At 70.1% G+C, this 23,289-nt stretch carries 20 protein-coding genes; 6 read left to right on the top strand and 14 right to left on the bottom strand.

The window, feature by feature from the left end; genetic code table 11:
• Positions 1-78: 78 nt before the first annotated feature.
• The 5 genes from ABT115_RS20885 to ABT115_RS20865 form a co-directional block, all read right to left on the bottom strand.
• On the bottom strand, positions 79-774 hold the full coding sequence (locus tag ABT115_RS20885; protein ID WP_351791837.1) for a helix-turn-helix transcriptional regulator: 696 nt from the start codon (positions 772-774) through the stop codon (positions 79-81).
• 228 nt (positions 775-1,002) lie between these two features.
• The gene (locus ABT115_RS20880) at positions 1,003-2,919 is read right to left on the bottom strand and encodes an outer membrane protein assembly factor BamB family protein (protein ID WP_351791834.1); all 1,917 of its coding nucleotides are present in this window, start codon (positions 2,917-2,919) and stop codon (positions 1,003-1,005) included.
• Positions 2,920-2,983: 64 nt separating this feature from the next.
• On the bottom strand, positions 2,984-4,765 hold the full coding sequence (locus ABT115_RS20875; protein WP_351791831.1) for an outer membrane protein assembly factor BamB family protein: 1,782 nt from the start codon (positions 4,763-4,765) through the stop codon (positions 2,984-2,986).
• Positions 4,766-5,010: 245 nt separating this feature from the next.
• A complete protein-coding gene (locus tag ABT115_RS20870) occupies positions 5,011-5,151 on the bottom strand; it encodes a hypothetical protein (RefSeq protein WP_351791828.1) in 141 nt (46 codons plus the stop codon).
• A gap of 19 nt (positions 5,152-5,170) precedes the next feature.
• Complete coding sequence (locus ABT115_RS20865; protein ID WP_351791825.1) at positions 5,171-6,985, bottom strand: ABC-F family ATP-binding cassette domain-containing protein; 1,815 nt, start codon at positions 6,983-6,985, stop codon at positions 5,171-5,173.
• Positions 6,986-7,136: 151 nt separating this feature from the next.
• On the opposite strand from ABT115_RS20865, the gene ABT115_RS20860 reads away from it, so the two are divergent.
• Both ABT115_RS20860 and ABT115_RS20855 read left to right on the top strand, forming a co-directional pair.
• Entirely contained in the window at positions 7,137-7,388 is a 252-nt protein-coding gene (locus tag ABT115_RS20860) for a type II toxin-antitoxin system Phd/YefM family antitoxin (protein WP_351791822.1), read from the top strand.
• A complete protein-coding gene (locus ABT115_RS20855) occupies positions 7,385-7,645 on the top strand; it encodes a Txe/YoeB family addiction module toxin (protein WP_351791820.1) in 261 nt (86 codons plus the stop codon). The genes ABT115_RS20860 and ABT115_RS20855 overlap by 4 nt, the downstream gene beginning before the upstream one ends.
• Here the strand turns inward: ABT115_RS20855 and ABT115_RS20850 are convergent.
• The 5 genes from ABT115_RS20850 to rsmI form a co-directional block, all read right to left on the bottom strand.
• Complete coding sequence (locus ABT115_RS20850) at positions 7,633-8,532, bottom strand: 4-(cytidine 5'-diphospho)-2-C-methyl-D-erythritol kinase (RefSeq protein WP_351791817.1); 900 nt, start codon at positions 8,530-8,532, stop codon at positions 7,633-7,635. The two genes, ABT115_RS20855 and ABT115_RS20850, sit on opposite strands and share 13 nt — an antisense overlap.
• Positions 8,529-9,404: a 16S rRNA (adenine(1518)-N(6)/adenine(1519)-N(6))-dimethyltransferase RsmA gene (rsmA, locus tag ABT115_RS20845; RefSeq protein ID WP_351791815.1), complete on the bottom strand. Its 876-nt coding sequence runs from the start codon at positions 9,402-9,404 to the stop codon at positions 8,529-8,531. Before rsmA ends, ABT115_RS20850 begins: the two co-directional genes overlap by 4 nt.
• A 58-nt stretch (positions 9,405-9,462) precedes the next feature.
• Entirely contained in the window at positions 9,463-10,329 is an 867-nt protein-coding gene (locus tag ABT115_RS20840; protein ID WP_351791812.1) for a TatD family hydrolase, read from the bottom strand.
• 94 nt (positions 10,330-10,423) lie between these two features.
• Positions 10,424-10,807, bottom strand: a complete 384-nt coding sequence (locus tag ABT115_RS20835; protein ID WP_351791809.1) for a hypothetical protein — start codon at positions 10,805-10,807, stop codon at positions 10,424-10,426.
• A gap of 158 nt (positions 10,808-10,965) precedes the next feature.
• The gene (rsmI, locus tag ABT115_RS20830; RefSeq protein ID WP_351791806.1) at positions 10,966-11,862 is read right to left on the bottom strand and encodes a 16S rRNA (cytidine(1402)-2'-O)-methyltransferase; all 897 of its coding nucleotides are present in this window, start codon (positions 11,860-11,862) and stop codon (positions 10,966-10,968) included.
• A 53-nt stretch (positions 11,863-11,915) separates the two neighbouring features.
• Between rsmI and ABT115_RS20825 the strand changes: the two genes are divergently transcribed.
• Together ABT115_RS20825 and ABT115_RS20820 are read left to right on the top strand one after the other, a co-directional pair.
• Positions 11,916-13,682, top strand: a complete 1,767-nt coding sequence (locus ABT115_RS20825) for a dolichyl-phosphate-mannose--protein mannosyltransferase (protein WP_351791804.1) — start codon at positions 11,916-11,918, stop codon at positions 13,680-13,682.
• A 150-nt stretch (positions 13,683-13,832) separates the two neighbouring features.
• Entirely contained in the window at positions 13,833-15,470 is a 1,638-nt protein-coding gene (locus tag ABT115_RS20820; protein ID WP_351791802.1) for a penicillin-binding transpeptidase domain-containing protein, read from the top strand.
• A gap of 28 nt (positions 15,471-15,498) precedes the next feature.
• On the opposite strand, the gene ABT115_RS20815 is transcribed toward ABT115_RS20820, so the two are convergent.
• The 4 genes from ABT115_RS20815 to ABT115_RS20800 form a co-directional block, all read right to left on the bottom strand.
• Complete coding sequence (locus ABT115_RS20815; RefSeq protein ID WP_351791943.1) at positions 15,499-16,662, bottom strand: serine hydrolase domain-containing protein; 1,164 nt, start codon at positions 16,660-16,662, stop codon at positions 15,499-15,501.
• 66 nt (positions 16,663-16,728) lie between these two features.
• A complete protein-coding gene (locus ABT115_RS20810) occupies positions 16,729-17,499 on the bottom strand; it encodes an energy-coupling factor ABC transporter ATP-binding protein (protein WP_351791799.1) in 771 nt (256 codons plus the stop codon).
• A complete protein-coding gene (cbiQ, locus tag ABT115_RS20805) occupies positions 17,496-18,257 on the bottom strand; it encodes a cobalt ECF transporter T component CbiQ (protein WP_351791796.1) in 762 nt (253 codons plus the stop codon). Before cbiQ ends, ABT115_RS20810 begins: the two co-directional genes overlap by 4 nt.
• Before the next feature lies 1 nt (position 18,258).
• Positions 18,259-19,317, bottom strand: coding sequence for an energy-coupling factor ABC transporter permease (locus tag ABT115_RS20800; RefSeq protein ID WP_351791792.1), 1,059 nt, complete (start codon positions 19,315-19,317; stop codon positions 18,259-18,261).
• A gap of 187 nt (positions 19,318-19,504) precedes the next feature.
• Here ABT115_RS20800 and ABT115_RS20795 point away from each other — a divergent pair, with 187 nt between their 5' ends.
• Positions 19,505-19,870 (top strand): SsgA family sporulation/cell division regulator, encoded by a 366-nt coding sequence (locus ABT115_RS20795; protein WP_351791789.1) that lies wholly within the window; start codon positions 19,505-19,507, stop codon positions 19,868-19,870.
• A gap of 88 nt (positions 19,871-19,958) precedes the next feature.
• Entirely contained in the window at positions 19,959-23,249 is a 3,291-nt protein-coding gene (locus ABT115_RS20790; RefSeq protein ID WP_351791787.1) for a S41 family peptidase, read from the top strand.
• Positions 23,250-23,289 lie beyond the last annotated feature (40 nt).

The following is a 23,289-nucleotide window of genomic DNA, read 5'->3' as shown; positions in this document are numbered from 1 at the left end:
GACGCCGAGGAGGCACCGACTGACGGCCTGGACCCGGCCGACGGCTGACGTACCGCCTTCAGCAGGGGCCCGGCGGCATCACCCGTTGCCGCCGGGCCCGCGCTTGTCCGGCTGCGCCGCCCGGTCCAGCAGCCCCGTGCGGGCCGCGAGCGCCGCGGCCTCCAGCCGGGAGCCGACGCCCAGCTTCATCAGCACCCGCTGCACATGCGTACGCGCGGTGCTCGACGCGATCCGCATCCCGGCCGCGATCAGCCGGGTGTCCTCGCCCTCCGCGACCCGCACCAGGACCTCGACCTCGCGCGGGGTGAGCATCTGCAGCAGTCGCTGCCCTTCGTCGTCCGGCGCCGCGGCCGGATTGAGCAGCTCGGCGAAGGCGCCCTGGAGCAGTCGCGGCGCCACCGCGGTCTCTCCGGCTCGCGCCTTGACCATCGCCCGTTCGACGCCCTCCATGCGCTCGTCGTGCCGCACATATCCCGCGGCGCCTGCCGCGAAGGCCGCCGCGATCCCGCGCGGACTGGGCACGGGCCCGAGCACCACCACGGCCACTTGGGGGCGCTCGCGCCGGATCCGTACGATCGGGGCGAAGGCGCCCGGTTCGGCAGGTGCCGCGGTACCGAACAGACAGACCTCCGGAGCCCTGCTGACCACCAGCTCCGCCGCCCCCGAGGTCGGCGCGGCCGCCGCGAGCACCCGGTGGCCCCGGAGTTTCAACGCCGAAGCGAGCGCCTCGGCGAGCAGTCTGTGATCATCGACCACCATGAGCCGCACGCTCATCGAGCACCCCCAAAGCACCGGCGCCAGGCCCCCCGGCCCGCCCTGACCCGGCAAGTTACACGCTTGTTCGACGTTCCGGACCCCTTACCCGGCAGAAGCCCCCGGGAGTGTCGGATTATCCGTCATTCGGGGCTGTTCAACGGGCGGAAAACGATCGAGGGAAAACGATCGGCCCTGCCGGTCGGATGATCGACCGGACAGGGCCGGGTCGCAGCAACTGCGTGCGGATCAGCTGGTGCCGAAGGAGACTGCGAGGTACTTCTTGCCGCTCAACGAGGCCCCACTCGACTTGCTGAGCATCGTCTGGGATATGTACAACCGGCCGGCGGAGTAGAGAATTTCGGAGTAGTCCGGGGTGAAGCTGCTCTCGGCGTCGCGGACGGACTTCTCGGCCGGGTTCTCCATCAGCACGGTCTGCTTGAAGGTGGAGCCGTCGATGGAGACGATCTGGCCGCCCTTGTCGTACGGGGGCGTCTTGTACGCGATGATGTTGCCGCCGTCCATACGGAGCGGGAACATCGTGTAGCGGTCGCCCGCGTCCGCCCGGTCACTGGTCGGCTTGCCCGTGGTGAGGTCGAAGGAGACGATCTCGTTGGTGTCGCCGTACTCGCCGGTGCCCTCGTGGGCCTCGGTCGGCACGTAGATGCGGTTGTTGCCGACGGCCAGCTTCTTGCAGCTCTCGACCGCGGTGGATTGGCAGCGCGCGGCGTACTTCTCGCCGTCCGCCGCGATCCTGGTGAGCAGTTTGCCGGTGTTGGCGTCGATCGAGAAAAAGTCCGAGATGCCGCTGCCGTCACCGGCGGTGTCGCCGACGTCGGCCGCGACGACCAGCGGCTTGGTGGAGACGATGCTCGCGTACTCGACGCCGGGCGGCATGTTGTACGAGGAGAGCGGGGCGCCGGTGGTCGGGTTCAGCGCCTGGATGACGAGTTGTGGGTCGTCGTACGTACCGCACTTGCGGACGACAGCGAGTGCCTCGCCGCCGCCGTAGCCCGCGTCGTAGCAGCCGTCGGTGGACGCCTTGGGCTTCCAGAGCTCGGCGCCGGTGTTGAGGTCGAACGCCGCGCCGCCCTCGGTGCCGGCCGCGGCGACCGTGGTGCCGCTGAGCGTGACCTCGTTGTACCTGATCGGCTCGTCACCGCTGGTGGCGGCGGTCACCGACTTGCTCCACATCAGCTTGCCGGTGTTCAGGTCGAGCGCACCGATCTGGTTGCACGGCTGGTACCTCTTGGCCTTGGTCGGCTTGCCGGGCTCGAAGGCGATGGCCGTCTTGTAGTCCTTGGACATGTGCCGGGAGGCTGCGCAGAGCTGGCCCGGCAGCGGGATGGACCACAGTTTGGTGCCCTTGACCGCGTCGTAGCCGACGATCTCGTTCACGCCGGTCTTCACGTACGCCTTGTCGGTCATCCAGGAACCGTCGACCTTGGTGATGTCGTCGACCTTCGGTTCCGGCAGCTTGAAGGCGAGCCTGGAATTGGGGTCTGCCGGTGCCTTCTCCTTGCCGTCGCCACCAATGGTGCCGCCCTCACCGCCGCCGGCGGAGCCGCCCGTCTGGGACGCCTGGCCCTTCTTGTCTTCGTCACCGCCGCCGGAGGCCAACCAGACACCCGTAGCGACGATCAGCACCACGGCGACCGACGCGGCGACGATGATCTGCATCCGGGTGGTGAACTTCTTGCCACCGTTCCCGCTCTGCTGGGGCTGCGGGTGCTGCTGCATCGGGGGGGTCGGGTAGCCGTACCCCTGCTGCGGCGGCTGACCGGGCGGCATGCCCTGCGGGAATCCGTAACCCTGCTGCGGCTGTCCGGGCACGGGCGCCTGCGGGTAGCCGTATCCGGGTTGCGGGGGCTGCCCCTGCGGGTAGCCGTAACCCGGCTGCGGGGGCTGCCCTTGGGGGTAGCCGTAGCCCGGCTGCGGGGGCTGCCCCTGCGGATAGCCGTAAACCGGGCCTGGCTGCTGCCCAGTGCCCGCGGGCGGCGGGGGCTGCGGGGCGCCGAATCCGCCCGCGGGCGGGGTGGCCTGCTGCTGGCCGAACGGGTCGGCGGGCGGCGGGGGCGGTGCCCCGAAACCACCCGGCGGAGGGTCCTGCGGGGCACCGAATCCGCCCTGGGGTGGCTCGTTGGGCGGCTGGGGGGGCTGCGTCATGGCGTACGTACCTCGGGGGAAAGGGAGTTGGTGGGTCGGGTCCGTCGAAAGCCTGGGTGAGCCGTCAGTTACCGAAGGCCATCATGGTCTTCGTCTTCAGCTCTTCCTCGTCGTTCCGCGCGCTGACCCGTCCGCTCGCGATGAAGGAACGGCCGCCCGCGTAGACGATCTTCGAGTTGTAGAAGGAGTTCTCGATCTCGGCCGTCGACGCGGGGTGCTTCAGCACCATCTGCGGGGTGCCGCCGGTCGGTGCGAGCGTGGCGATCCCGCCACCCCCGTCGTACCCGGCCTTCACATGGAGCAGCACATTGCCGCCGTCCATGCGCAGCGGCTTCATCGTGCGCCCGGCCGGGGCCGCGGCCTTCCACTTGGACTTGCCGGTGTTCAGGTCGAATGCCACGACCTTGTTCGTACTGGCGGTGCCGCTGGATTCCGGCGCAGTCGACATGTAGAACGTATTGGCATCGGCGGCGACACCGGTGCAGCCGTCCAGGGAATTACCGAAGGCGGCGAAGGCGTTGCCGCAGTCCGTCTCGAACTTGTCGCCCTTGTCGCTGACGAGCCCGGAGCGGCGCGTGCCGTTCTCATTGAGCGCGAGGATGCCCCACTGCTTGTCCTGCTTCAGCGAGACCACCAGCGGGCTCACCGAGTAGACCCGGTCGATCTCCCATCCGCGCTTGGCCTGGTACGTCCATCGGGGCTTCCCCGTGACCGGGTCGAGCTCCTGGATCTGCTGCTGGGGATTGTCCACATCATCGGTGCGGCAGTTGGACGCGGCGATCAGCTTGGGCCCGCCGGCGAAAGCGAACGGCTGGCAGTCGCCCGGCTGGTTGCCGAACAGTTCCTTGCCGTCACTGACCCGGTAGGCGCTGGAGTTGCCGATGCGCCCGACCGCCACGGTGTCACCGCTGATGGCGAGGGAGATGTCCGACAGGATGTCCCCGATGCCGTTCTTCTTGATCGACTTCTTCCAGCCGACCTTGCCGGTGTTGAGGTCGATCATCTGGAGGTCCGCGCAGTCCGCCGTGTCGGTGGTGCCGTTCTCGACCCCGATGACGATCTTGCCGTCGGTGGTGGGCTGCGAGGGTGCCGCGCACAGCTCGGCGGGCAGCTTCACGGTCCACTTCTGCTTGCCGTCGGCCACGGAGTAGCCGGAGACCGTACGGTACATACCCTTGACCACGGTGTCGCCGACGACCCAGGGGCCGTACACGTCCGAGCCGTTGCGTGGCAGGTCGACGTCGTTCTTCTGCAGCCAGAGGACCTTCGCCTCGCCGGCCTTGCGCCCGGCGTTGAGATCGTCGTCGACCTCGCGGCCGTCGCCATTGCCGTCGCCCTCGTTGACAGCGGGCGAGTTGCTCGGCTCGGCGTCGCCGCTCTTCTCCGCAACGGGCTCTTTGTCGTCGCCGCTCCCGCTCATGGCGATGGATATGCCGCCGCCGATCACCAGGAGCGCGACGGCCGCGGCGCCGATGATCAACGCGGGCTTACGCTTGGAGGACTTGCCGCCGCCACCCGGACCGCCGGGGCCCGGTGCTCCGGGGTACTGCTGCTGCGGGTAACCGAAACCGGGCTGCGTCGGCTGGTTGTACGGGCCGGGCTGCTGGGCGTACGGGCCCGGCTGCTGGGCGTAGGGGCCGGGCTGCTGCGGCTGGTTGTACGGGCCGGGCTGCTGCGGGTAGCCGTAACCGGGGGCCTGGCCCGGGGCCTGACCGGGCGTCTGCGGGTAGCCGTAGCCGGGCTGCGGGGGTGGCGGGGTCTGCGGCGGCTGAGGACTTCCCTGCGGCGGCTCCTGCGGTGCGCCGAAGCCCCCCTGCGGCGGTTGCTGACTGGGCGGCTGGGTCATCAGCACGTCCCCCCTTCGTGCGGTCCGGTGCCCGTTCCGTTCCCCCCGCGATTCCGCAGGGCTCGAAGAGGCCCACAAGACTCCTCGAACCCCCCGGAAAGGGCGAATCAGGCATGAATCCCGCGGCTTACGACAGTCGAGCGGGGCTTCTTTGTACCACCCGTAACACCCCGCCCTGCGGGTCGGTCCACCCCCCGTCCCCAAGGGAGAACCGGCCCGTGATGCCGCCGTTACACCTCGGACCGTCAACTGCTGAAGCGCACCGCCGACTTCATCGACTTCTTCGACTTCTCCGCCTCGCCGTCGGTCCCGCTGATCCTCGCGTGCGCGACCGAAGCGGCCGCCGCCGGGTGCCGCAGCATCATCTGCGGCCTGCCACCGGTCACGCCTAAGGCGCCCCGGCGATCAGGCGTCCTCGGCCAGTTCCAGCCAGCGCATCTCCAGCTCATCGCGCTCCGCGACCAGTTCGCGCAGCTCCGCGTCCAGCTTCGCCACCTTCTCGAAGTCCGTGGCGTTGTCCGCGATCTGTGCGTGCAGCGCGGTCTCCCGCGTCGACATCTTGTCGAGCTGCCGCTCCACCTTCTGCAGTTCCTTCTTCGCCGCACGTGCGGCCTGCGGCGAGACGGTCGCGGCCGGAGCGGCCTTCTCCTTGGCCGCGGGAGCGGCGGAGGGCGTCGCCGCTTCCTCCATCCGCTGCCTGCGCTCCAGGTACTCGTCGATCCCGCGGGGCAGCATCCGCAGCGTGCGGTCGCCGAGCAGCGCCATCACCCGGTCCGTGGTCCGCTCGATGAAGAACCGGTCGTGGGAGATCACGACCATCGATCCGGGCCAGCCGTCGAGGAGGTCCTCCAGCTGGGTAAGGGTCTCGATGTCGAGGTCGTTGGTGGGCTCGTCGAGGAAGAGGACGTTCGGCTCGTCCATCAGCAGGCGCAGGATCTGGAGCCGGCGCCGCTCACCGCCCGAGAGGTCGCCGACCGGGGTCCACTGCTTCTCCTTCGAGAAGCCGAACTGCTCGCAGAGCTGGCCCGCGGTCATCTCCCGGCCCTTACCGAGGTCGACCCGGTCCCGTACCTGCTGGACCGCTTCGAGTACCCGCAGGTTCGGGTCGAGCTCGTGGACCTCCTGGGAGAGGTAGGCGAGCCTGACGGTCTTGCCGACGACGACCTTCCCGGCGGCGGGCTGCGCGTCGCCCTGCGTGCGGGCCGCCTCGGCGAGCGCCCGCAGCAGTGAGGTCTTGCCCGCGCCGTTGACCCCGACCAGGCCGATCCGGTCGCCGGGGCCGAGCTGCCAGGTGAGGTGGGTGAGCAGCGTCTTGGGGCCTGCCTGGACGGTCACGTCCTCCAGGTCGAAGACGGTCTTGCCGAGCCGGGCGTTGGCGAACTTCATCAGCTCGCTGGTGTCGCGCGGCGGCGGGACGTCCGCGATCAGTTCATTGGCCGCCTCGATGCGGTAGCGCGGCTTGGAGGTGCGGGCGGGGGCGCCGCGGCGCAGCCAGGCCAGCTCCTTGCGCATCAGGTTCTGCCGCTTGGACTCCTCGGTCGCGGCGATCCGCTCCCGCTCGGCCCGTGCGAAGACGTAGTCGCTGTAGCCGCCCTCGTACTCATGGACCGTGCCGCGCTGGACGTCCCACATGCGCGTACAGACCTGGTCGAGGAACCAGCGGTCGTGAGTGACGCAGACGAGCGCCGAGCGGCGCGCCCGCAGATGGCCGGCCAGCCAGGAGATGCCCTCGACGTCGAGGTGGTTGGTCGGCTCGTCGAGGACGATCAGGTCCTGCTCGGCGATGAGCAGCTTGGCCAGCGCGATCCGGCGCCGCTCGCCGCCGGAGAGCGGGGCGATGACGGTGTCCAGGCCGTGCTCGAAGCCGGGCAGGGCGAGCCCGCCGAAGAGTCCGGTGAGCACATCGCGGATCTTCGCGCTGCCCGCCCACTCGTGGTCGGCGAGGTCGCCGATCACCTCGTGGCGGATGGTCGCCCCTGGGTCGAGCGAGTCGTGCTGGGTGAGGACACCGAGGCGCAGCCCGCCGCTGTGGGTGACGCGGCCGCTGTCCGCCTCCTCCAGCCTGGCGAGCATCCGGATAAGGGTCGTCTTGCCGTCGCCGTTACGGCCCACGACACCGATCCGGTCCCCCTCGGACACACCGAGGGACACGCCATCGAGCAGGGCACGGGTGCCGTACACCTTGCTGACCTGCTCGACATTGACCAGATTGACGGCCATTTCACTCCTGCCCCGGTGGGATCGATCGACTTCCCAGGGTACGGGGCCCGAGGGCGGGATTCCGCTGGCGGCCTTGCCTTCCAGCCGCCTGAGACGTACGCTTTTCCGTACGTACAGCTTCCTGTACATAAACTCACGCCGGGAGGCGCGTATGCGCACCATGACCTACACGGAATCGCGCGCCAAGTACGCGGAGACCCTGAGTGCTGTTGTCGACGACCGCGAAGAGGTCATAGTGACGCGCGCCGGCCACGAGCCCGTGGTGATCGTGGCGCTCGATGAGTACGAGTCCATGAAGGAGACGGCCTACCTGTACCGCAGCCCCGAGAACGCGCGTCGCGTCCTGGCGGCGATCGACGATCTCGAAAGTGGTGGCGGCACGGTACGGGAGCTCCTTGAATGAAGCTCGTCTGGCACGACTCCGCATGGATGGACTACGTGTGGTGGCAGACCCAGGACCGGAAGATCCTCAAGCGGATCAACACCTTGCTCCAGGACGTCGTCCGCAACGGAAACGAAGGCATCGGTAAACCGGAGCCCCTGCGGCATGATTTCCATGGGTACTGGTCCCGCAGGATCAGCGAAGAACACCGACTCATCTACCGCGTGATCGAGGACGAGGTACGTATCGTCTCGTGCCGCTACCACTACGGCCGCTGAATCTTCGCGCCCGGCGCCGGGGACACCGCGGCCCGTGCGTTCCGGCACGTCCCCGAAGTGATCAGCGCCTCGGCGACCTTCCGCGCCGACTCCGCGTCCGCCACCAGGAACGCTGTGGTCGGCCCGGAGCCCGAGACCAGGGCGGCCAGGGCGCCGGCCGCGGTGCCCGCGGCGAGGGTGTCGGCGAGGGCGGGGCGCAGGGAGAGCGCGGCAGGCTGGAGGTCGTTGCTCAGGGCGTCTGCGAGAGCCGCGGTGTCACCGGTCCGCAGCGCGTCCAGGAGTGCGGCGGACGCGGCGGGGGCCGGGACGTCCGTACCAGCCATGAGCCGGTCGAACTCGCCGTAGACGGCCGGAGTGGAGAGCCCGCCGTCGGCGACCGCGAAGACCCAATGGAAGGTTCCGCCGACGTCGACCGGGGTCAGTTGCTCGCCTCGTCCGACGCCGAGGGCCGCGCCGCCGACCAGGCTGAACGGGACGTCGCTGCCCAGCTCCGCGCAGATGGCCAGGAGCTCCTCCCGGCCGGCGCCGGTGGACCAGAGGGTGTCGCAGGCCAGCAGGGCGGCCGCACCGTCGGCGCTGCCGCCCGCCATGCCGCCCGCGACGGGAATGTCCTTGGCGATGTGGATGTGCACATCGGGTGCGATGCCGTGCCGTTCGGCCAGTGCGATCGCGGCACGGGCGGCAAGGTTCGTCGCGTCCAGCGGGACCTTGGCGGCGTCCGGGCCCGAACAGGTGATGCGCAGCTCGTCGGCGGGGGTGACGGTGACCTCGTCGTACAGGCCGACGGCGAGGAAGACATTGGCCAGGTCGTGGAAGCCGTCGTGGCGCGGGGCGCCGACCGCGAGCTGAACGTTGACCTTGGCGGGTACGCGGACGGTGACGCTCACTCGCCACTCCCAACGGGCTTGTTCTCGGCGATGGCGGCGAACTCCTCGACGGTCAGCGCCTCGCCGCGGGCCTGCGGCGAGATCCCGGCCGCGACCAGGGCTGCTTCGGCGGCGGGCGCGGAGCCCGCCCAGCCGGCCAGGGCCGCCCGCAGTGTCTTGCGGCGCTGGGCGAAGGCCGCGTCGACGACCGCGAAGACCTCGGTCCTGCTCGCGCTCGTCGTGATCGGCTCGGTGCGCCGGACCAGCGACACCAGACCGGAGTCGACGTTCGGGGCGGGCCAGAAGACATTGCGGCCGATGGACCCGGCCCGCTTGACGTCCGCGTACCAGTTGGCCTTCACCGACGGCACGCCGTAGACCTTGTTGCCCGGCCTGGCGGCCAGCCGGTCGGCGACCTCGGCCTGGACCATGACGAGGGTCCGCTCGATGGACGGGAAGCGCTCCAGCATGGTCAGCAGGACCGGCACGGCGACGTTGTACGGAAGGTTCGCGACCAACGCGGTCGGCGCCGGGCCCGGCAGCTCCCGCACCAGCATCGCGTCGGAGTGCACCAGGGAGAACCGGTCGGCGCACCCCGGCATCCGGGCGGCGACCGTGGCCGGCAGGGCACCCGCCAGTACGTCGTCGATCTCGACGGCGACGACCCGGTCCGCCGCCTCCAGCAGTGCCAGGGTCAACGAGCCGAGGCCCGGACCGACCTCGACGACGACATCGTCCGGGCGGACTTCCGCCGTCCGCACGATCCTGCGGACCGTATTGGCGTCGATGACGAAGTTCTGGCCGCGCTGTTTGGTCGGGCGTACGCCCAGCTCGGCGGCCAGCTCGCGAATGTCTGCGGGGCCCAGGAGGGCATCGGGCTCAGTGGTGCTCACCCGGTAAGCCTACGGCCGTGCCGCGGCCGGGGGCTCGCCCCCGTTGGGCCAGTACCGGTCAATAGTCGAATGCGCGGGCGGTGTTCTCGGAGATGGCCGACGCCAGGGTGTCCTCGTCCACGCCCTTCACCTCCGCCATGGCACGCAGCGTGACCGGGATGAGGTATGGCGCGTTGGGCCGCCCGCGGTACGGGGCGGGGGTCAGGAACGGTGCGTCAGTCTCGACCAGGACCAGTTCCATCGGCGCGACGGCCAGTGCGTCACGCAGCGGCTGGGCGTTCTTGAAGGTGACATTGCCCGCGAAGGACATGAAGTAGCCGGCGTCCGCGCAGATCCGGGCCATGTCGGCGTCGCCGGAGTAGCAGTGGAACACGGTCCGCTCGGGGGCGCCCGCGTCGGCGAGGATGCGCAGCACATCGGCGTGCGCCTCGCGATCGTGGATGACCAGTGCCTTGCCGTGCCGTTTGGCGATCTCGATGTGGGCCCGGAAGGACTCCTCCTGCGCGGCCATGCCCTCGGGGCCGGTACGGAAGCAGTCGAGCCCGGTCTCGCCGACACCGCGTACGTGGTCGAGTGCGGCCAGCGCGTCGATCTCCGCGAGGGCCTCGTGCAGCGCCGCCTGCCCGCCCCCTTCGCGCGCCCCCTGCCGCGACCACCCATCGGGATCGCCGTGCACGATGCGCGGCGCCTCGTTGGGGTGGAGGGCGACCGCCGCGTGCACGTTCGCATGCGCGGCGGCGGTCTCGGCGGCCCAGCGCGAACCGGCCACGTCGCAGCCCACCTGGATCACGGTGGTCACATTGACCGCCGCTGCCCTGGCCAGGCCCTCCTCGACAGTTGCGTCCTGCATGTCCAGGTGGGTGTGCGAATCGGCGACCGGTACCCGGAGGGGTTCGGGCAGCGGCGGGGCTTCGGTACGGCTCATGACGACGATCGTACGAGGACCGCGCCGGTGGCCTTACGGCCTGGTGCACTCTCTATCGTGCACCAGGCCGCTACTTGCGGTGGGACCGGTGGCCTTACTTGCGGTGGAAGGGGTGCAGCAGGTCGGACAGGTGCCAGTGGTGCTCCGCACCTGCGGATGCGACGGTGGCGGCCTCGCCCTCGCGGGCGCCGGTGTCCTCGGTCGCCGGACGCGTCGGCTCGAGGCTGTGAAGCAGCTGCTGAACGGTCGAGACCCGGCCGGCCCCCATGATCCGGACCACGTGTCCGCCGCAGTTCGTGCAGGTCGGCCTGGAAAGGGGTGAGGGCACCCGTTCGCCGTCCGCCTTGTAGATGACGAAATCGTTATTGGAACCGTCGACGTGGTGCTCTATCTCGTAGGCCTGCTCCCAGCCGTATCCGCACCTCATACAGGCGAAGGCATACGCCTCATGCACGGTGGTTGCTGCGCTCTCGCTCATGCCTGCTCCTTTGTCCGCCGGACAAGCACTCCGGAGAATGCGTCCCTCATCCAGTGGATGCCCTTACCGGCTGGAGCGCATCAAGCCCTGTCGAGTGTTGGAGCGGATTTGGCCTTCTCGTGGCAGAAAAGCCCGGTGCGCGGCTCACGCTTTGCCTTTTACGCTAGTCCTTTGCCTTCTTCTGGGGCGTTTCGCGCCGCGTTCTTTGCCGCGACGACCGCATCGAAGACTTCGCGCTTGGGCAGCCCCGCATCTGCGGCAACGGCGGCGATGGCCTCCTTGCGCCGCTCCCCCGCCTCCTCGCGCACCCGCACCCTGCGTACCAGCTCCGCTGCGTCCAGTTCTTCGGGTCCGGATTCGGCCGCTCCCTCGACGACGACGGTGATCTCGCCGCGTACCCCTTCGGCCGCCCACACCGCCAGCTCGCCCAGCGGGCCGCGCTTCACTTCCTCGTACGTCTTGGTCAGCTCCCGGCAGACAGCCGCCCGGCGGTCGGCGCCGAAGACCTCTGCCATCGCCGCGAGGGTGTCGTCCAGCCGGTGCGGGGCCTCGAAGAAGACCATGGTGCGGCGCTCGTCGGCGACCTCGCGCAGTCTGCCGAGGCGTTCGCCCGCCTTGCGTGGCAGGAAGCCCTCGAAGCAGAAACGGTCGACGGGCAGCGCGGACAGGGCGAGAGCCGTGAGCACTGCGGACGGGCCGGGAACCGCGGTGACCTTGATGTCCTTTTCCACGGCTGCGGCCACGAGCCGGTAGCCGGGGTCGGAGACGGACGGCATCCCGGCGTCCGTGACCAGCAGGACGCGGGCGCCGCCGGTCAGCTCCTCGACGAGTTCGGGCGTACGGGCCGACTCGTTGCCCTCGAAGTAGGAGACGACCCGCCCCGTGGTGTGGATGCCGAGCGCCTGTGTGAGGCGGCGCAGCCGTCGGGTGTCCTCGGCGGCGACGATATCGGCCGTTTCCAGTTCGGCGGCGAGGCGGGGCGGGGCGTCCGCCACATCGCCGATGGGGGTTCCTGCGAGTACCAGCGTTCCAGTCGTTCCAGTCACATGAGTCATCCTCCCAGCACGGGCGGCAGCACTCGCACAGATGCGTTCCCTACGATGGCGCGGTGACGAGTACCTCGCCCGAAGCCCCGCAGGGCCAAGACGCCGGGAAACCGCACGGCGAAGAGCCGGCCTCCTGGCAGCAGCGGCTGCGCCGCTTCGGCCATTCTCCCCGGCCCGGAATCGGGCTGCGCGAACGGCTGGTCCCGCCATACACCCACCCCGGCGACCGGTTGTGGGCGGTGCTCAGGATCTCCCCGCTCATGGCCGAGCGCCTGGTGCGGTGGTCCGCCTGGGGCGGTCCGCTGCTGGTGGCCCTGTTCGCCGGGGTGCTGCGGTTCTGGGACCTGGGCAGCCCGCACGCGCTGATATTCGACGAGACGTACTACGCCAAGGATGCCTGGGCGCTGGTCAACCAGGGGTACGAGGCGGACTGGCCCAAGGACATCGACAAGCTGATCCTCGAGGATCCGTCGCAGGTGCAAGTCCCGGAGGATCCGGGCTATGTGGTGCACCCGCCGGTCGGCAAGTGGATCATCGGGATCGGTGAGCTGATCTTCGGTTTCACGCCGTTCGGCTGGCGGTTCATGGTGGCGTTGCTCGGCACGCTGTCGGTGCTGATGCTGTGCCGGATCGGGCGGCGGCTGTTCCGCTCGACGTTCCTGGGGTGTCTGGCCGGCACGCTGCTCGCCGTCGACGGTCTGCATTTCGTGATGAGCCGCGCCGCGCTGCTCGACTCGGTGCTGATGTTCTTCGTGCTGGCGGCGTTCGGTGCTCTGCTGATCGACCGCGACTGGGCGCGGCGCCGCCTCGCCGCCGCGCTACCGGTCGACGAGGACGGTGTGCTGCGCCCGGATGCCGGGGTCGCGGAGAACCTGCGGCTGGGCTGGCGTCCGTGGCGGCTCACCGCCGGTCTGATGCTGGGTCTGGCCTCCGCCACCAAGTGGAACGGTCTGTACTTCCTGGCCGCCTTCGGTCTGATGGCGGTGCTGTGGGATGTGGGCGCGCGACGGACCGCGGGTGCGCGCCGGCCGTACAAGGCGGTGCTGAAGCGGGATCTGACGCCGGCCTTCGTCTCGACGGTTCCGGTCGCGCTCGTCACGTACATCGCCTCCTGGACCGGCTGGATCGTCACCAACAAGGGCTACTACCGGGACTGGGCACAGACCGACGGCAGCGGTGGCAACTGGACATGGCTGCCTGACTGGCTGCGCAGCCTTTGGCACTACGAGTACCAGGTCTACGAATTCCATGTGAGCCTGACGTCCGGCCACACCTACGAGTCCAATCCGTGGAGCTGGATCGTGCTCGGCCGGCCCGTCTCGTACTTCTGGGAGGAACAGCCGGGCTGCGCGGCTTCGGAGACCGGCAAGTGCTCTCGCGAAGTGCTGGCCATCGGGACGCCACTGCTGTGGTGGGCGGCGTGCTTCGCCCTGGTGTACGTGCTGTGGCGCTGGTTCTTCCGGCGTGACTGGCGGGCCGGGGCGATCGCCTGCGGTGTGGCGGCGGGCTGGTTGCCCTGGTTCTTCTACCAGGAGCGGACGATCTTCCTCTTCTACGCGGTCGTGTTCGTACCGTTCCTGTGTCTGGCGGTCACGATGATGATCGGCGCGATGCTGAGTCCGGCGACAAGGACCGGGATCGAACGGGAACCCGGACTGATGTCCGGTGATCCGTCGGAGGAACGGCGGCGGATGCTGGGGGTGATCGCAGTGGGTGTACTGGTACTGCTGATCATCTGGAACTTCATTTATTTCTGGCCGATCTATACGGGAACGCCTATTCCCGACGAGTCGTGGCGGAACCGAATGTGGCTGGATACATGGATTTGACCGGCACATATTGATTTGACGGATGCATTCACGCCACACATATCGCGTTCCGATAACAACCGCCTCGGCTGGCACCACCGCCCCGTAAGGTGACCGGCAGCATCCCCTTGAACACGTTCAAGGGGAACTCCTGGGGAGGGGACTGCAGGAATGCGCAGTGGAGCGAAGGTTGCGATGGTCGGCGGAGTGTTCGCGGTCGTGGTCGGCGGGGTGGGCTACGGGGCGTACAACGTCCTGGACGGGCTGAACGGCGGTGGCGGCGACGGCACGGACGGCAGGTCCACCTCCGCCGAGGTGAAGACGGGGCCGGTCACCAAGGCGGAGATCGACGATGCGTCGAAGAAGTTCCTCAAGGCCTGGGCGAGCGGTGACGCGGCCGCCGCATCACAGCTCACCAACAACGCAGCCGAGGCCGAAACGGCCCTGACCGGCTACCGCGAGAGCGCCCATGTCACCGAGGCGGTGATCACTCCGGGCCCGGCGGCGGGCACGAAGGTGCCGTACACGGTGAAGGCGACCGTGTCGCTCGAGGGGAAGTCCAAGCCCTGGTCGTACTCCTCCGAACTGACCGTGGTGCGCGGCCTGACCACCGGCAGGCCGCTGATCGACTGGGACCCCGCCGTGATCCACCCGGAACTGACGGCCGGTGCGTCGCTCAAGACGGGTGAGGCGTCGACGCCGTCGATCGAGGCCGTCGACCACAACGGCACGGTGCTCACCAAGGAGAAGTACCCGTCCCTGGGACCGATTCTGGACGCGCTGCGCGAGAAGTACGGGGAGAAGGCCGGCGGCACCGCGGGCATCGAGACCTGGATCGAAAACGCGGACGCGGGCGGCTCCGACAAGACATTGCTGACCCTCACCAAGGGCAGGCCGGGCAAGCTGCGGACCACGCTGGACGCGAACGCCCAGGCGGCGGCCGAGGCGGCCGTGAAGAAGTTCAGCCAGGCCTCGGTGGTCGCGGTCAGACCGTCCACGGGCGCGATCCGCGCGATCGCCAACAATCCGGCCACCGGATTCAACGCGGCGATGCAGGGCAAGCAGGCGCCCGGGTCGACGATGAAGATCGTGACGGCTGCGATGCTGATCGAGAAGGGCCTCACCTCCGCCAACCAGAAGATCGAGTGCCCGCCCACCGCGATGTACCAGGGCCGCACCTTCCAGAACCTGGACGGCTTCTCCATCCCCGACGGCACCCTGACGACCAGCTTCGCGCGGTCCTGCAACACCGCCTTCATCAAGCTGATCGACGACACGAAGGACGACGCGGCACTCGCCAAGGAGGCCCGCGACGTCTTCGGAATCGGCCTGGACTGGCAGACCGGCGTCGTGTCCTTCGACGGCAGCGTGCCCGAGGCCACCGGAGGCGAGGCGGCCGCCCAGTACATCGGTCAGGGCACGGTCCAGATGAACGCGCTCAACGTGGCGTCCATCACCGCCACCGCGAAGAACGGCACCTTCCGCCAGCCGATCCTCGTGGACCGGGACCTGGACGGCCGGCCGATCGCCACGGCAGCCCGTTCGTTGTCCCCCGCCGTCTCCCAGCAGCTCACCAACATGATGCGTCAGACAGCGAGTTGGGGCACCGGAAAGGACGCGATGGCCTCGGTCGGCGGCGACAAGGGCGCCAAGACGGGCTCGGCGGAGGTGGACGGCCAGGCGACGTCCAACAGCTGGTTCACCGGCTTCAGCAACGACCTGGCCGCAGCGGCGGTCGTCCAGGCCGGCGGCCACGGCGGGGACGCGGCGGGACCGGTGGTGGCGGCGGTGCTGCGAGCGGGGTCGTGACGCGTCCGCCCGCGGGGCCGTGGAGGAGTCATAGCGCCGACCGTACTGCCCTGACCAGGGCCTGGGCACGGGTATCGGCGGTGACTCCCTTCTGCAGACCGTTCGTCACATAGCCCAGAGCGATACCGGATTCGGGATCGGCGAATCCGAGCGAGCCGCCGCGGCCCGGGTGGCCGAACGAGCCGGGGGCCAGCAGCGGGGCCGCCGGGCCGTGCAGCATGTAGCCGAGGCCGAAGCGGGTGTTGACGACCAGCACCCGGTCCGGGCCCGCCGACTCCTCGGTGCGGGCGAGGGTGAGCGTGGCCGGGGCGAACAGGCGGTGTCCGTCGACCGGCCCGATCATCGCGGCGTAGCAGCGGGCCAGCGCTCGGGCGGTGGCGATGCCGTTGGATGCGGGGAGTTCGGCCACCCGGTAGGAGGGGTCGTTCTCGTCGGGGAGGGGGTCGATGGCCCCGAAGGAGCGGCGGGTGAGGGACTCCGGGTCGCGGTACGCCTCGGTGACGGACCGCTTGGGCCGCATCCGCAGGGCGCCGCCGTTGCCCGCGTCGGCCGAGGGTTCGACGGGCCCGATTCGGCCCACCCGGTGCGCCTCGTCCGCCGGGAGACCGAACCAGAAGTCCAGGCCGAGCGGGCGGGCGATCTCCTCGGCAACCCAGCGGCCGACGGTGCGGCCGGTGACCCGGCGCACCAGTTCGCCTATGAGCCAGCTGTAGGTCTGGGCGTGGTAGCCGTGGTCGGTGCCGGGTTCCCACTGGGGGCGCTGGGCCGCGACGGCCTGTGGCCCGGAGATCCCGTCGGCCGCCTTGGAGGGGGTCAGCGGGCTGTCGAGGGCGGGGATGCCGGCCCGGTGGGCGAGGAGGTGGCGGACGAGCACACGTTCCTTGCCCGCCGCCTTGAACTCCGGCCAGTACGTGCCGACCGGGGCGTCGAGGTCGACCTGGCCGCGCTGGTGCAGCATCAGCGGTACGGCGGCGGCGATGCCCTTGCCCGCCGAGCGGACTATCTGCACGGTGTCGACGGCCCATGGTTCGACGCCGTCGACGTCTCTCGTACCGGCCCACAGATCGACGACCTTGTGCCCGTCCCGGTAGACCGTGACAGCCGCACCGCGTTCGCCACGCTGCTCGAAGTTATGGACGAAAGCATCCCGGACCGGTTCGAATCCGGCCGCCACCGTGCCCCGTACGTCCACGCCTGCTCCTGCGCTCCCGCTCATCCCCCCATGGTGCATCCCGCCGCAGGTCGGACGTGTGGCGGGTCACCTCATGTCCACAGTCACGGAACGCGGGTCGAAGCCGAAGGGCAGCTCCAGACGGTGGGTGCGCATCAGCTCCTCGTCGCAGAGCAGGTCCTGGGTGCGGTCGTCGGCGGCGATGACGCCCTCGCTCAGGACGACCGCGCGCGGGCAGAGCTCCAGGGCGTACGGCAGGTCGTGCGTAACCATGAGCACGGTGACGTCCAGGGACCGCAGGATGTCGGCGAGCTCGCGCCGCGAGGCCGGGTCCAGATTGGAAGACGGCTCGTCCAGGACGAGGATCTCCGGCCGCATGGCGAGGACAGTGGCGACGGCGACGCGGCGGCGCTGGCCGAAGGAGAGGTGGTGCGGCGCCCGGTTCGCGTACTCGTCCATGCCGACCTGCCGCAGGGCTTCGGTGACGCGTTCCTCCAGTTCGGCGCCGCGCAGCCCACAGGCGGCGGGGCCGAAGGCGACGTCCTCGCGGACGGTGGGCATGAAGAGCTGATCGTCGGGGTCCTGGAAGACGATGCCGACGCGGCGGCGGATCTCGGCGAGGTTGCGCTTCTCGACCGGGAGACCGGCGACCCGAACGGTGCCCGCACCGGCGTCGAGGATGCCGTTGAGGTGGAGGACGAGGGTGGTCTTGCCGGCCCCGTTCGGGCCGAGCAGGGCGACGCGTTCACCTCGGGCGACCGTCAGGTTCACCCCGAAGAGCGCTTGGTGGCCGTCGGGGTAGGCGTAGGCGAGGCCACTGACTTCCAGGGACGGCGCGGGGGCGGTGGGCAGGCTCATACGGTCCATCCCAGCAGACAGATGACGAGGGCCAGTACGGGGAGGGCCGAGGCGTGCGCCCACTGGGTCCTGGAGGCCGTCACCTCGTCGATGACCGGCATGGAACCGGCGTAGCCGCGGCTGACCATCGCGAGGTGGACGCGTTCGCCGCGCTCGTACGACCTGATGAAGAGCGCGCCCGCCGATTTGGCCAGGACACCCCACTGCCGTACCCCGCGCGCCTCGAAGCCGCGGGAGCGGCGGGCGATCGACATCCGGCGCATCTCGTCGGTGATCACATCGCCGTACCGGATCATGAAGGAGGCGATCTGGACGAGCAGCGGCGGCAGCCTGAGCCGCTGGAGACCGAGCAGCAGCGAGCGCAGTTCGGTGGTGGAGGCGAGGAGCACGGACGCGGCGACGCCGAGGGTGCCCTTGGCAAGGACGTTCCAGGCGCCCCAGAGGCCGGGGACGCTGACGGAGAGGCCGAGGACGTGGGTCTGCTCGCCGGGCACCACGAACGGCATGAGCAGCGCGAACGCGACGAACGGCACCTCGATGAGCAACCGCTTGAGCAGGACGCCCACGGGAATACGTGCCAGGGCGGTGACGGCGCCGATCAGCACCGCGTACAGCGCGAATGCCCACACCGCCTCGCGCGGCGTCGAGACGACGACCACGACGAAACAGAAGACGGCGGCGAGCTTGCAGTGCGGCGGCAGGTCGTGGACCGGCGAGTGCCCGTGCCGGTAGAGCCGGTGCGCGTGTCCGGCGCCCATGTCAGGCGTTCTCCCGGATCCCCGAGGTAGCCGCGGGCGTCTTTGGCGTGCGACGGCGGCGGACCACGTAGAAGACGCCGCTGCCGACCAGGACCGTGGCACCTACACCGATCACTCCGGCGAGGCCGCCGGAGATGCGGGCGTTGGACACGTCCTTGACACCGTAGTCGGCGAGCGGGGAGTCCTTGGCGGCGTGCTCCTCGGTTTTCTTGTCGATGCCCTGGTCGGCGGCGACCTTCTCCAGTCCGTCGGGGCTGGCGGAGGCGTAGAAGGAGACGAAGCCCGCCAGGACGAGGGCGGCGGCCAGGCCGACGGCCCAGATTCCGCGGATTGAGCGGGCGGCGACCGGAGCGACGGACTGCCGGGCGGGGGCGTCGACGAGCTCGCCGTCGACGCGGAGCTTGAGCGGGGCGGTGAGTCCGCGGGCGCCATGGACCAGATCGGGGCGTACGGCGACCACGGCGCCGACGGTCAGCGCGGTGATCACGGCCTCGCCGATGCCGATCAGGACGTGGACCCCGACCATGGCGGTGAAGACCTCGCCGATCGGGATGTCGGTGGTGCCGCCGATCCAGTAGATGAACGTGAAGGCGCCGGCCGCGGCCGGTACGGAGACCAGGGCGGCGACGAAGGACGCGGCCGTCACGGAGCGGCGGGTCCGCGGGAGGACGCCGAGGAGCCCGCGGAAGAGGGCGTACGCGACGACGGTGGTCACGACGCCCATGTCGAGCACGTTCACGCCGAGCGCGGTGAGGCCGCCGTCGGCGAAGAGGATGCCCTGCATGAGCAGTACGACGGATATACAGAGCACCCCGGTGTAGGGCCCGACCAGGATCGCGGCGAGCGCTCCGCCCAGCAGATGCCCGCTGGTGCCCGCCGCGACCGGGAAGTTCAGCATCTGTACGGCGAAGATGAACGCGGCGACGAGGCCCGCGAGCGGCGCGGTGCGTTCATCCAGTTCCCGGCGGGCGCCCCGCAGGCTGACGGCGACGGCACCTGCGGCGACGACTCCGGCTGCGGCGGAGACGGGCGCGTTGATGAATCCGTCGGGTACATGCATGGGGAGGCTCCGCTTCCTGCGATCCTGCGTTGCCGCTGGACGGTGTCGTGAACCGTTCGATGATAGGGCCTTATTGCAAACTCTTCGCAAGAGCGGGGATGTCACAGTTGTTGACCGCTCGACGCGCCCGTGGCGGAAAATATGCGACATTTAATGACGAAGGAGAACGCACAGGAGGGAGTCGGCCATGCCCCCCGTGATCCAAGAACAGGCCGAGGCCTGGCTCGTCAATGACACCCCTGACCTGCCGGCGGTGCCGGTCGATCTGCTGTACGACGCCGACGACGACCCGCGTACCGTCCATGTCGCCTTCCCCGGCGGCATCGACTGGGCGTTCGACCGCGACCTGCTGGAGCGCGGACTGCTCTCCCCCGCCGAACGCGGCGGCGTCCGGGTGTGGCCGTGCGGACGGACGCAACTGGTCGTGGAGCTCCACTCGAAGGACGGCGTGGAGGTGGTGCAGCTCGACAACGCACCGCTGATCCGTTTCCTGGAGCGTATCCAAGGCGAGAACGTCGACGACGAGGGCGTCGGCACCCACGCGCCCGCATGATCCACGCCTGACGCTCATGACCCGCGCCTGACACCACCCACAAGTTGCCGGTGCCCTCTCGCGCGGAAAGCATTTGGAGGGTGAGGCCGTGAGTGACGAACTCGCGTATCTGCGTTTCCCGCACCTCCACGAGGATCTGCTCTGCTTCGCGGCCGAGGACGACCTCTGGATCGCTCCCCTCGCCGCCGAGGGGCAGCGGCCCGACCGCGCGTGGCGGCTGACCGTCGACCGGACCCGGGTCGGCCATCCGCGGTTCTCCCCCGACGGAAGCCGTATCGCGTACACGACCTGGCGCAGCCTCGACCCCGAGATCCACCTTGTGCCGGTCGAGGGCGGCCCGGCACGGCGGCTCACCTACTGGGGGTCGACGGACGCCCGGGTCTGCGGCTGGACCCCCGACCCGGGCGACGCCTCCCAGATCCTCGCCGTGTCCTCGCACAACCAGCCGTTCTCGCACGTCTCCTGGGCCTACACCCTCCCCACAAACGGCAGCCCCGGCGGCAAGCTGCCCTGGGGCCCGGTCTCCGACATCGCGGTCGCCGACATCGACGGCGAGCGGCGCACGCTGCTGCTCACCGGGAAGCCGCCGCACGAACCGGCCTCCTGGAAGCGGTACCGGGGCGGCGCGACGGGACGGCTGTGGCTGCACGGCAAGCGGCTGCTCCCGGACATCGGCGGCCATCTCGACTCGCCCATGTTCGTCGCCGGCCGGATCGCTTTCCTCTCCGACCACGAGGGCGTCGGCAATCTGTACTCCTGCCTGCCCGACGGCAGCGATCTGCGCCGCCACACGGACCACGACGCCTTCTACGCCCGGCACGCGTCCAGCGACGGGAGCCGGGTGGTGTACCAGTGCGCGGGCGATGTGTGGCTGGTGGACGACCTGGAGTCGCCGGACGCGGTACCGCGGAAGCTGGAGGTACGGCTCGGCGGGCCGCGCGCCGGGCGGCGTACGTACCAGGTGCCCACCGCCAGCAACGTCGACTCGCTGTCCGTGGACGAGACGGGCCGGGCCAGCGCCGTCTCCGTACGCGGCAGCCTGTACTGGCTCACCCACCGCGACGGCCCCGCCCGGACGATCGCCGACACCCCGGGGGTCCGGGTCCGGCTGCCCGAGATGCTCGGCAGCGGCGGCCAGATCGCCTATGTCACGGATGCGGACGGCGAGGACGCGATCGAGATCGCCGGCCTGCCGCGCGCCAGCGGCGACCGCGCACCGCGCCGACTGGCCTCCGGGCAGGTCGGCAGGGTCCACGAGCTGATCTCCGACCCGGACGGCGAGCGGCTGGCGATCGCGACGCACGACGGGCGGCTGCTGCTCCTGGACACCGACGAGGAGACCTCCACCGGCGAGCCCGTGGAACTGATCCGTTCCGTCAACGGCCCGGTCCGCGACATGGCGTTCTCCCCGGACGGTGCCTGGCTGACCTGGTCGCACCCCGGCATCGGCCGTTCGCTGCGGCAGATCAAGCTGGCCCGCATCCTGGGCACCGGCTCGCCGGTGATCGTCGATGTCACCAACGGTCGCTTCGAGGACGAGAATCCCGTCTTCACGGGCGACGGCCGCTACCTCGCCTTCCTCTCCTGGCGGGGCTTCGACCCGGTGTACGACGTCCACACCGGGGACCTCTCCTTCCCGCTGGGCTGCCGCCCGTACCTGGTGCCGCTCTCCTCGGCGACGCCCTCCCCGTTCGCCCTGTCCCCCGAGGGGCGCCCGGCGGCGGGCGGTCTCGACCCGGTCGCCGACATTCCGGAGACCGGTGCGGGCGAGGGGCCGTCGACGGTCAGCGTCGAGTTCGAGGGCCTGGAGAACCGGGTGACGCCGTTCCCGGTCTCCGCGTCGAAGTACTCGGCCCTGTGTCCGGTGAGCGGCGGCGGGCTGGTCTGGCTGCGCTGGCCGATCTCGGGCGCGCTCGGCGAGACGTTCGCCAACCCCGCGGACCTGTCGGGCCGTCCCACGCTGGAACACTTCAACATTTCCAGGGCCCGGAAAACCGAACTCGTGGGCCATCTGGACTGGTTCGCGGTCAGTGGCGACGCGACGCGACTGGTCGTCATGGACGAGGGTGAGCTGCGCGCCGTACCCGCCACCGAGATCGCCGACAGCGACACGACGGTCTACCTCGATCTGCGCCGCATCCTGCACGAGGTCGACCCGGCGGCGGAGTGGCGGCAGGCGTACGCGGAAGCCGGCCGCATCATCCGCTCGTACTTCTGGAAACCGGACATGTGCGGCATCGACTGGGCGGGGGTGCTGGACCAGTACCGCCCACTGGTCGAACGGGTCGCCTCCCCCGACGAGTTCGCCGATCTGATGCGGGAGGTCCTGGGCGAACTGGGCACCTCGCACGCGTATGTGACACCGGCCCGCCGCAACGAGGGCCCGCCGCACTACCAGCGGGCGATCGGCCTGCTCGGCGCCAACCTGGTGTGCCGGGACGGCGACTGGACGATCCGGCGCATCCTGCCTGGCGACTCCTCCGACTCCAAGGCCCGTTCCCCGCTGGCCGGTACCGGCATCAGGGCGGGCGCGGTCCTCACCCATGTCGACGGCCGACCGGTCGACCCGGTGACGGGGCCGTACCCCCTGCTCTCCGCCGCGGGCGGCACCACGGTCGAGCTGACCTTCAGACCCGCCGGCGGCGAGGTCCACTCCCGCCGGGTCGCGGTCATTCCGCTGGTGGACGAACGCCCCCTGCGCTACCAGGACTGGGTGGCCAAACGCCGGGAAGTCGTACGGGAGCTGAGCGGCGGCAAGTGCGGCTATCTGCACATCCCCGACATGGGCGGCTCGGGCTGGGCCCAGTTCAACCGGGACGTGCGCATGGAGGTCTCCCGCCCGGCCCTGATCGTCGACGTACGCGGCAACGCGGGCGGCCACATCAGCGAGCTGGTGGTCGAGAAGCTCACCCGCACGATCCTCGGCTGGGACCTGACCCGCAACGCCCAGCCGGTCTCGTATGCCTCCAACGCCCCCCGCGGCCCGGTGGTCGCCCTGGCCGACGAGGCGACGTCCTCCGACGGCGACATGATCACCGCCGTGTTCCGCCTGCTGAAACTGGGCCCGGTGGTGGGCCAGCGGACGTGGGGCGGTGTGGTCGGCATGACCGGCCGGCACCGGCTGGGCGACGGCACGGTGATCACGGTGCCGATGAACGCGGCCTGGTTCGACGTGTACGGCTGGTCGGTGGAGAACTACGGCGTCGAACCGGACCTGGAGGCCCTGCGCACCCCGCTCGACTGGGCCGAGGGCCGGTACGCGGTGCTGGACGACGCGGTGCGGGTGGCCCTGGACCTGCTGGACTCGCACCCGGCAGCGACCCCGCCGACGTACGACACGGCCCCGGACCGCCGCCGCCCACCGCTGCCGCCAAGGTGACGCCCATCCCCCGGGAACGGCCCGCGGCAGCCGTGCGCCG

Origin of the sequence: Streptomyces sp. NPDC001832 (assembly GCF_040297265.1) — a bacterium.
Lineage (GTDB): Bacteria > Actinomycetota > Actinomycetes > Streptomycetales > Streptomycetaceae > Streptomyces.
This window is presented reverse-complemented; position numbering and strand designations above follow the sequence as displayed.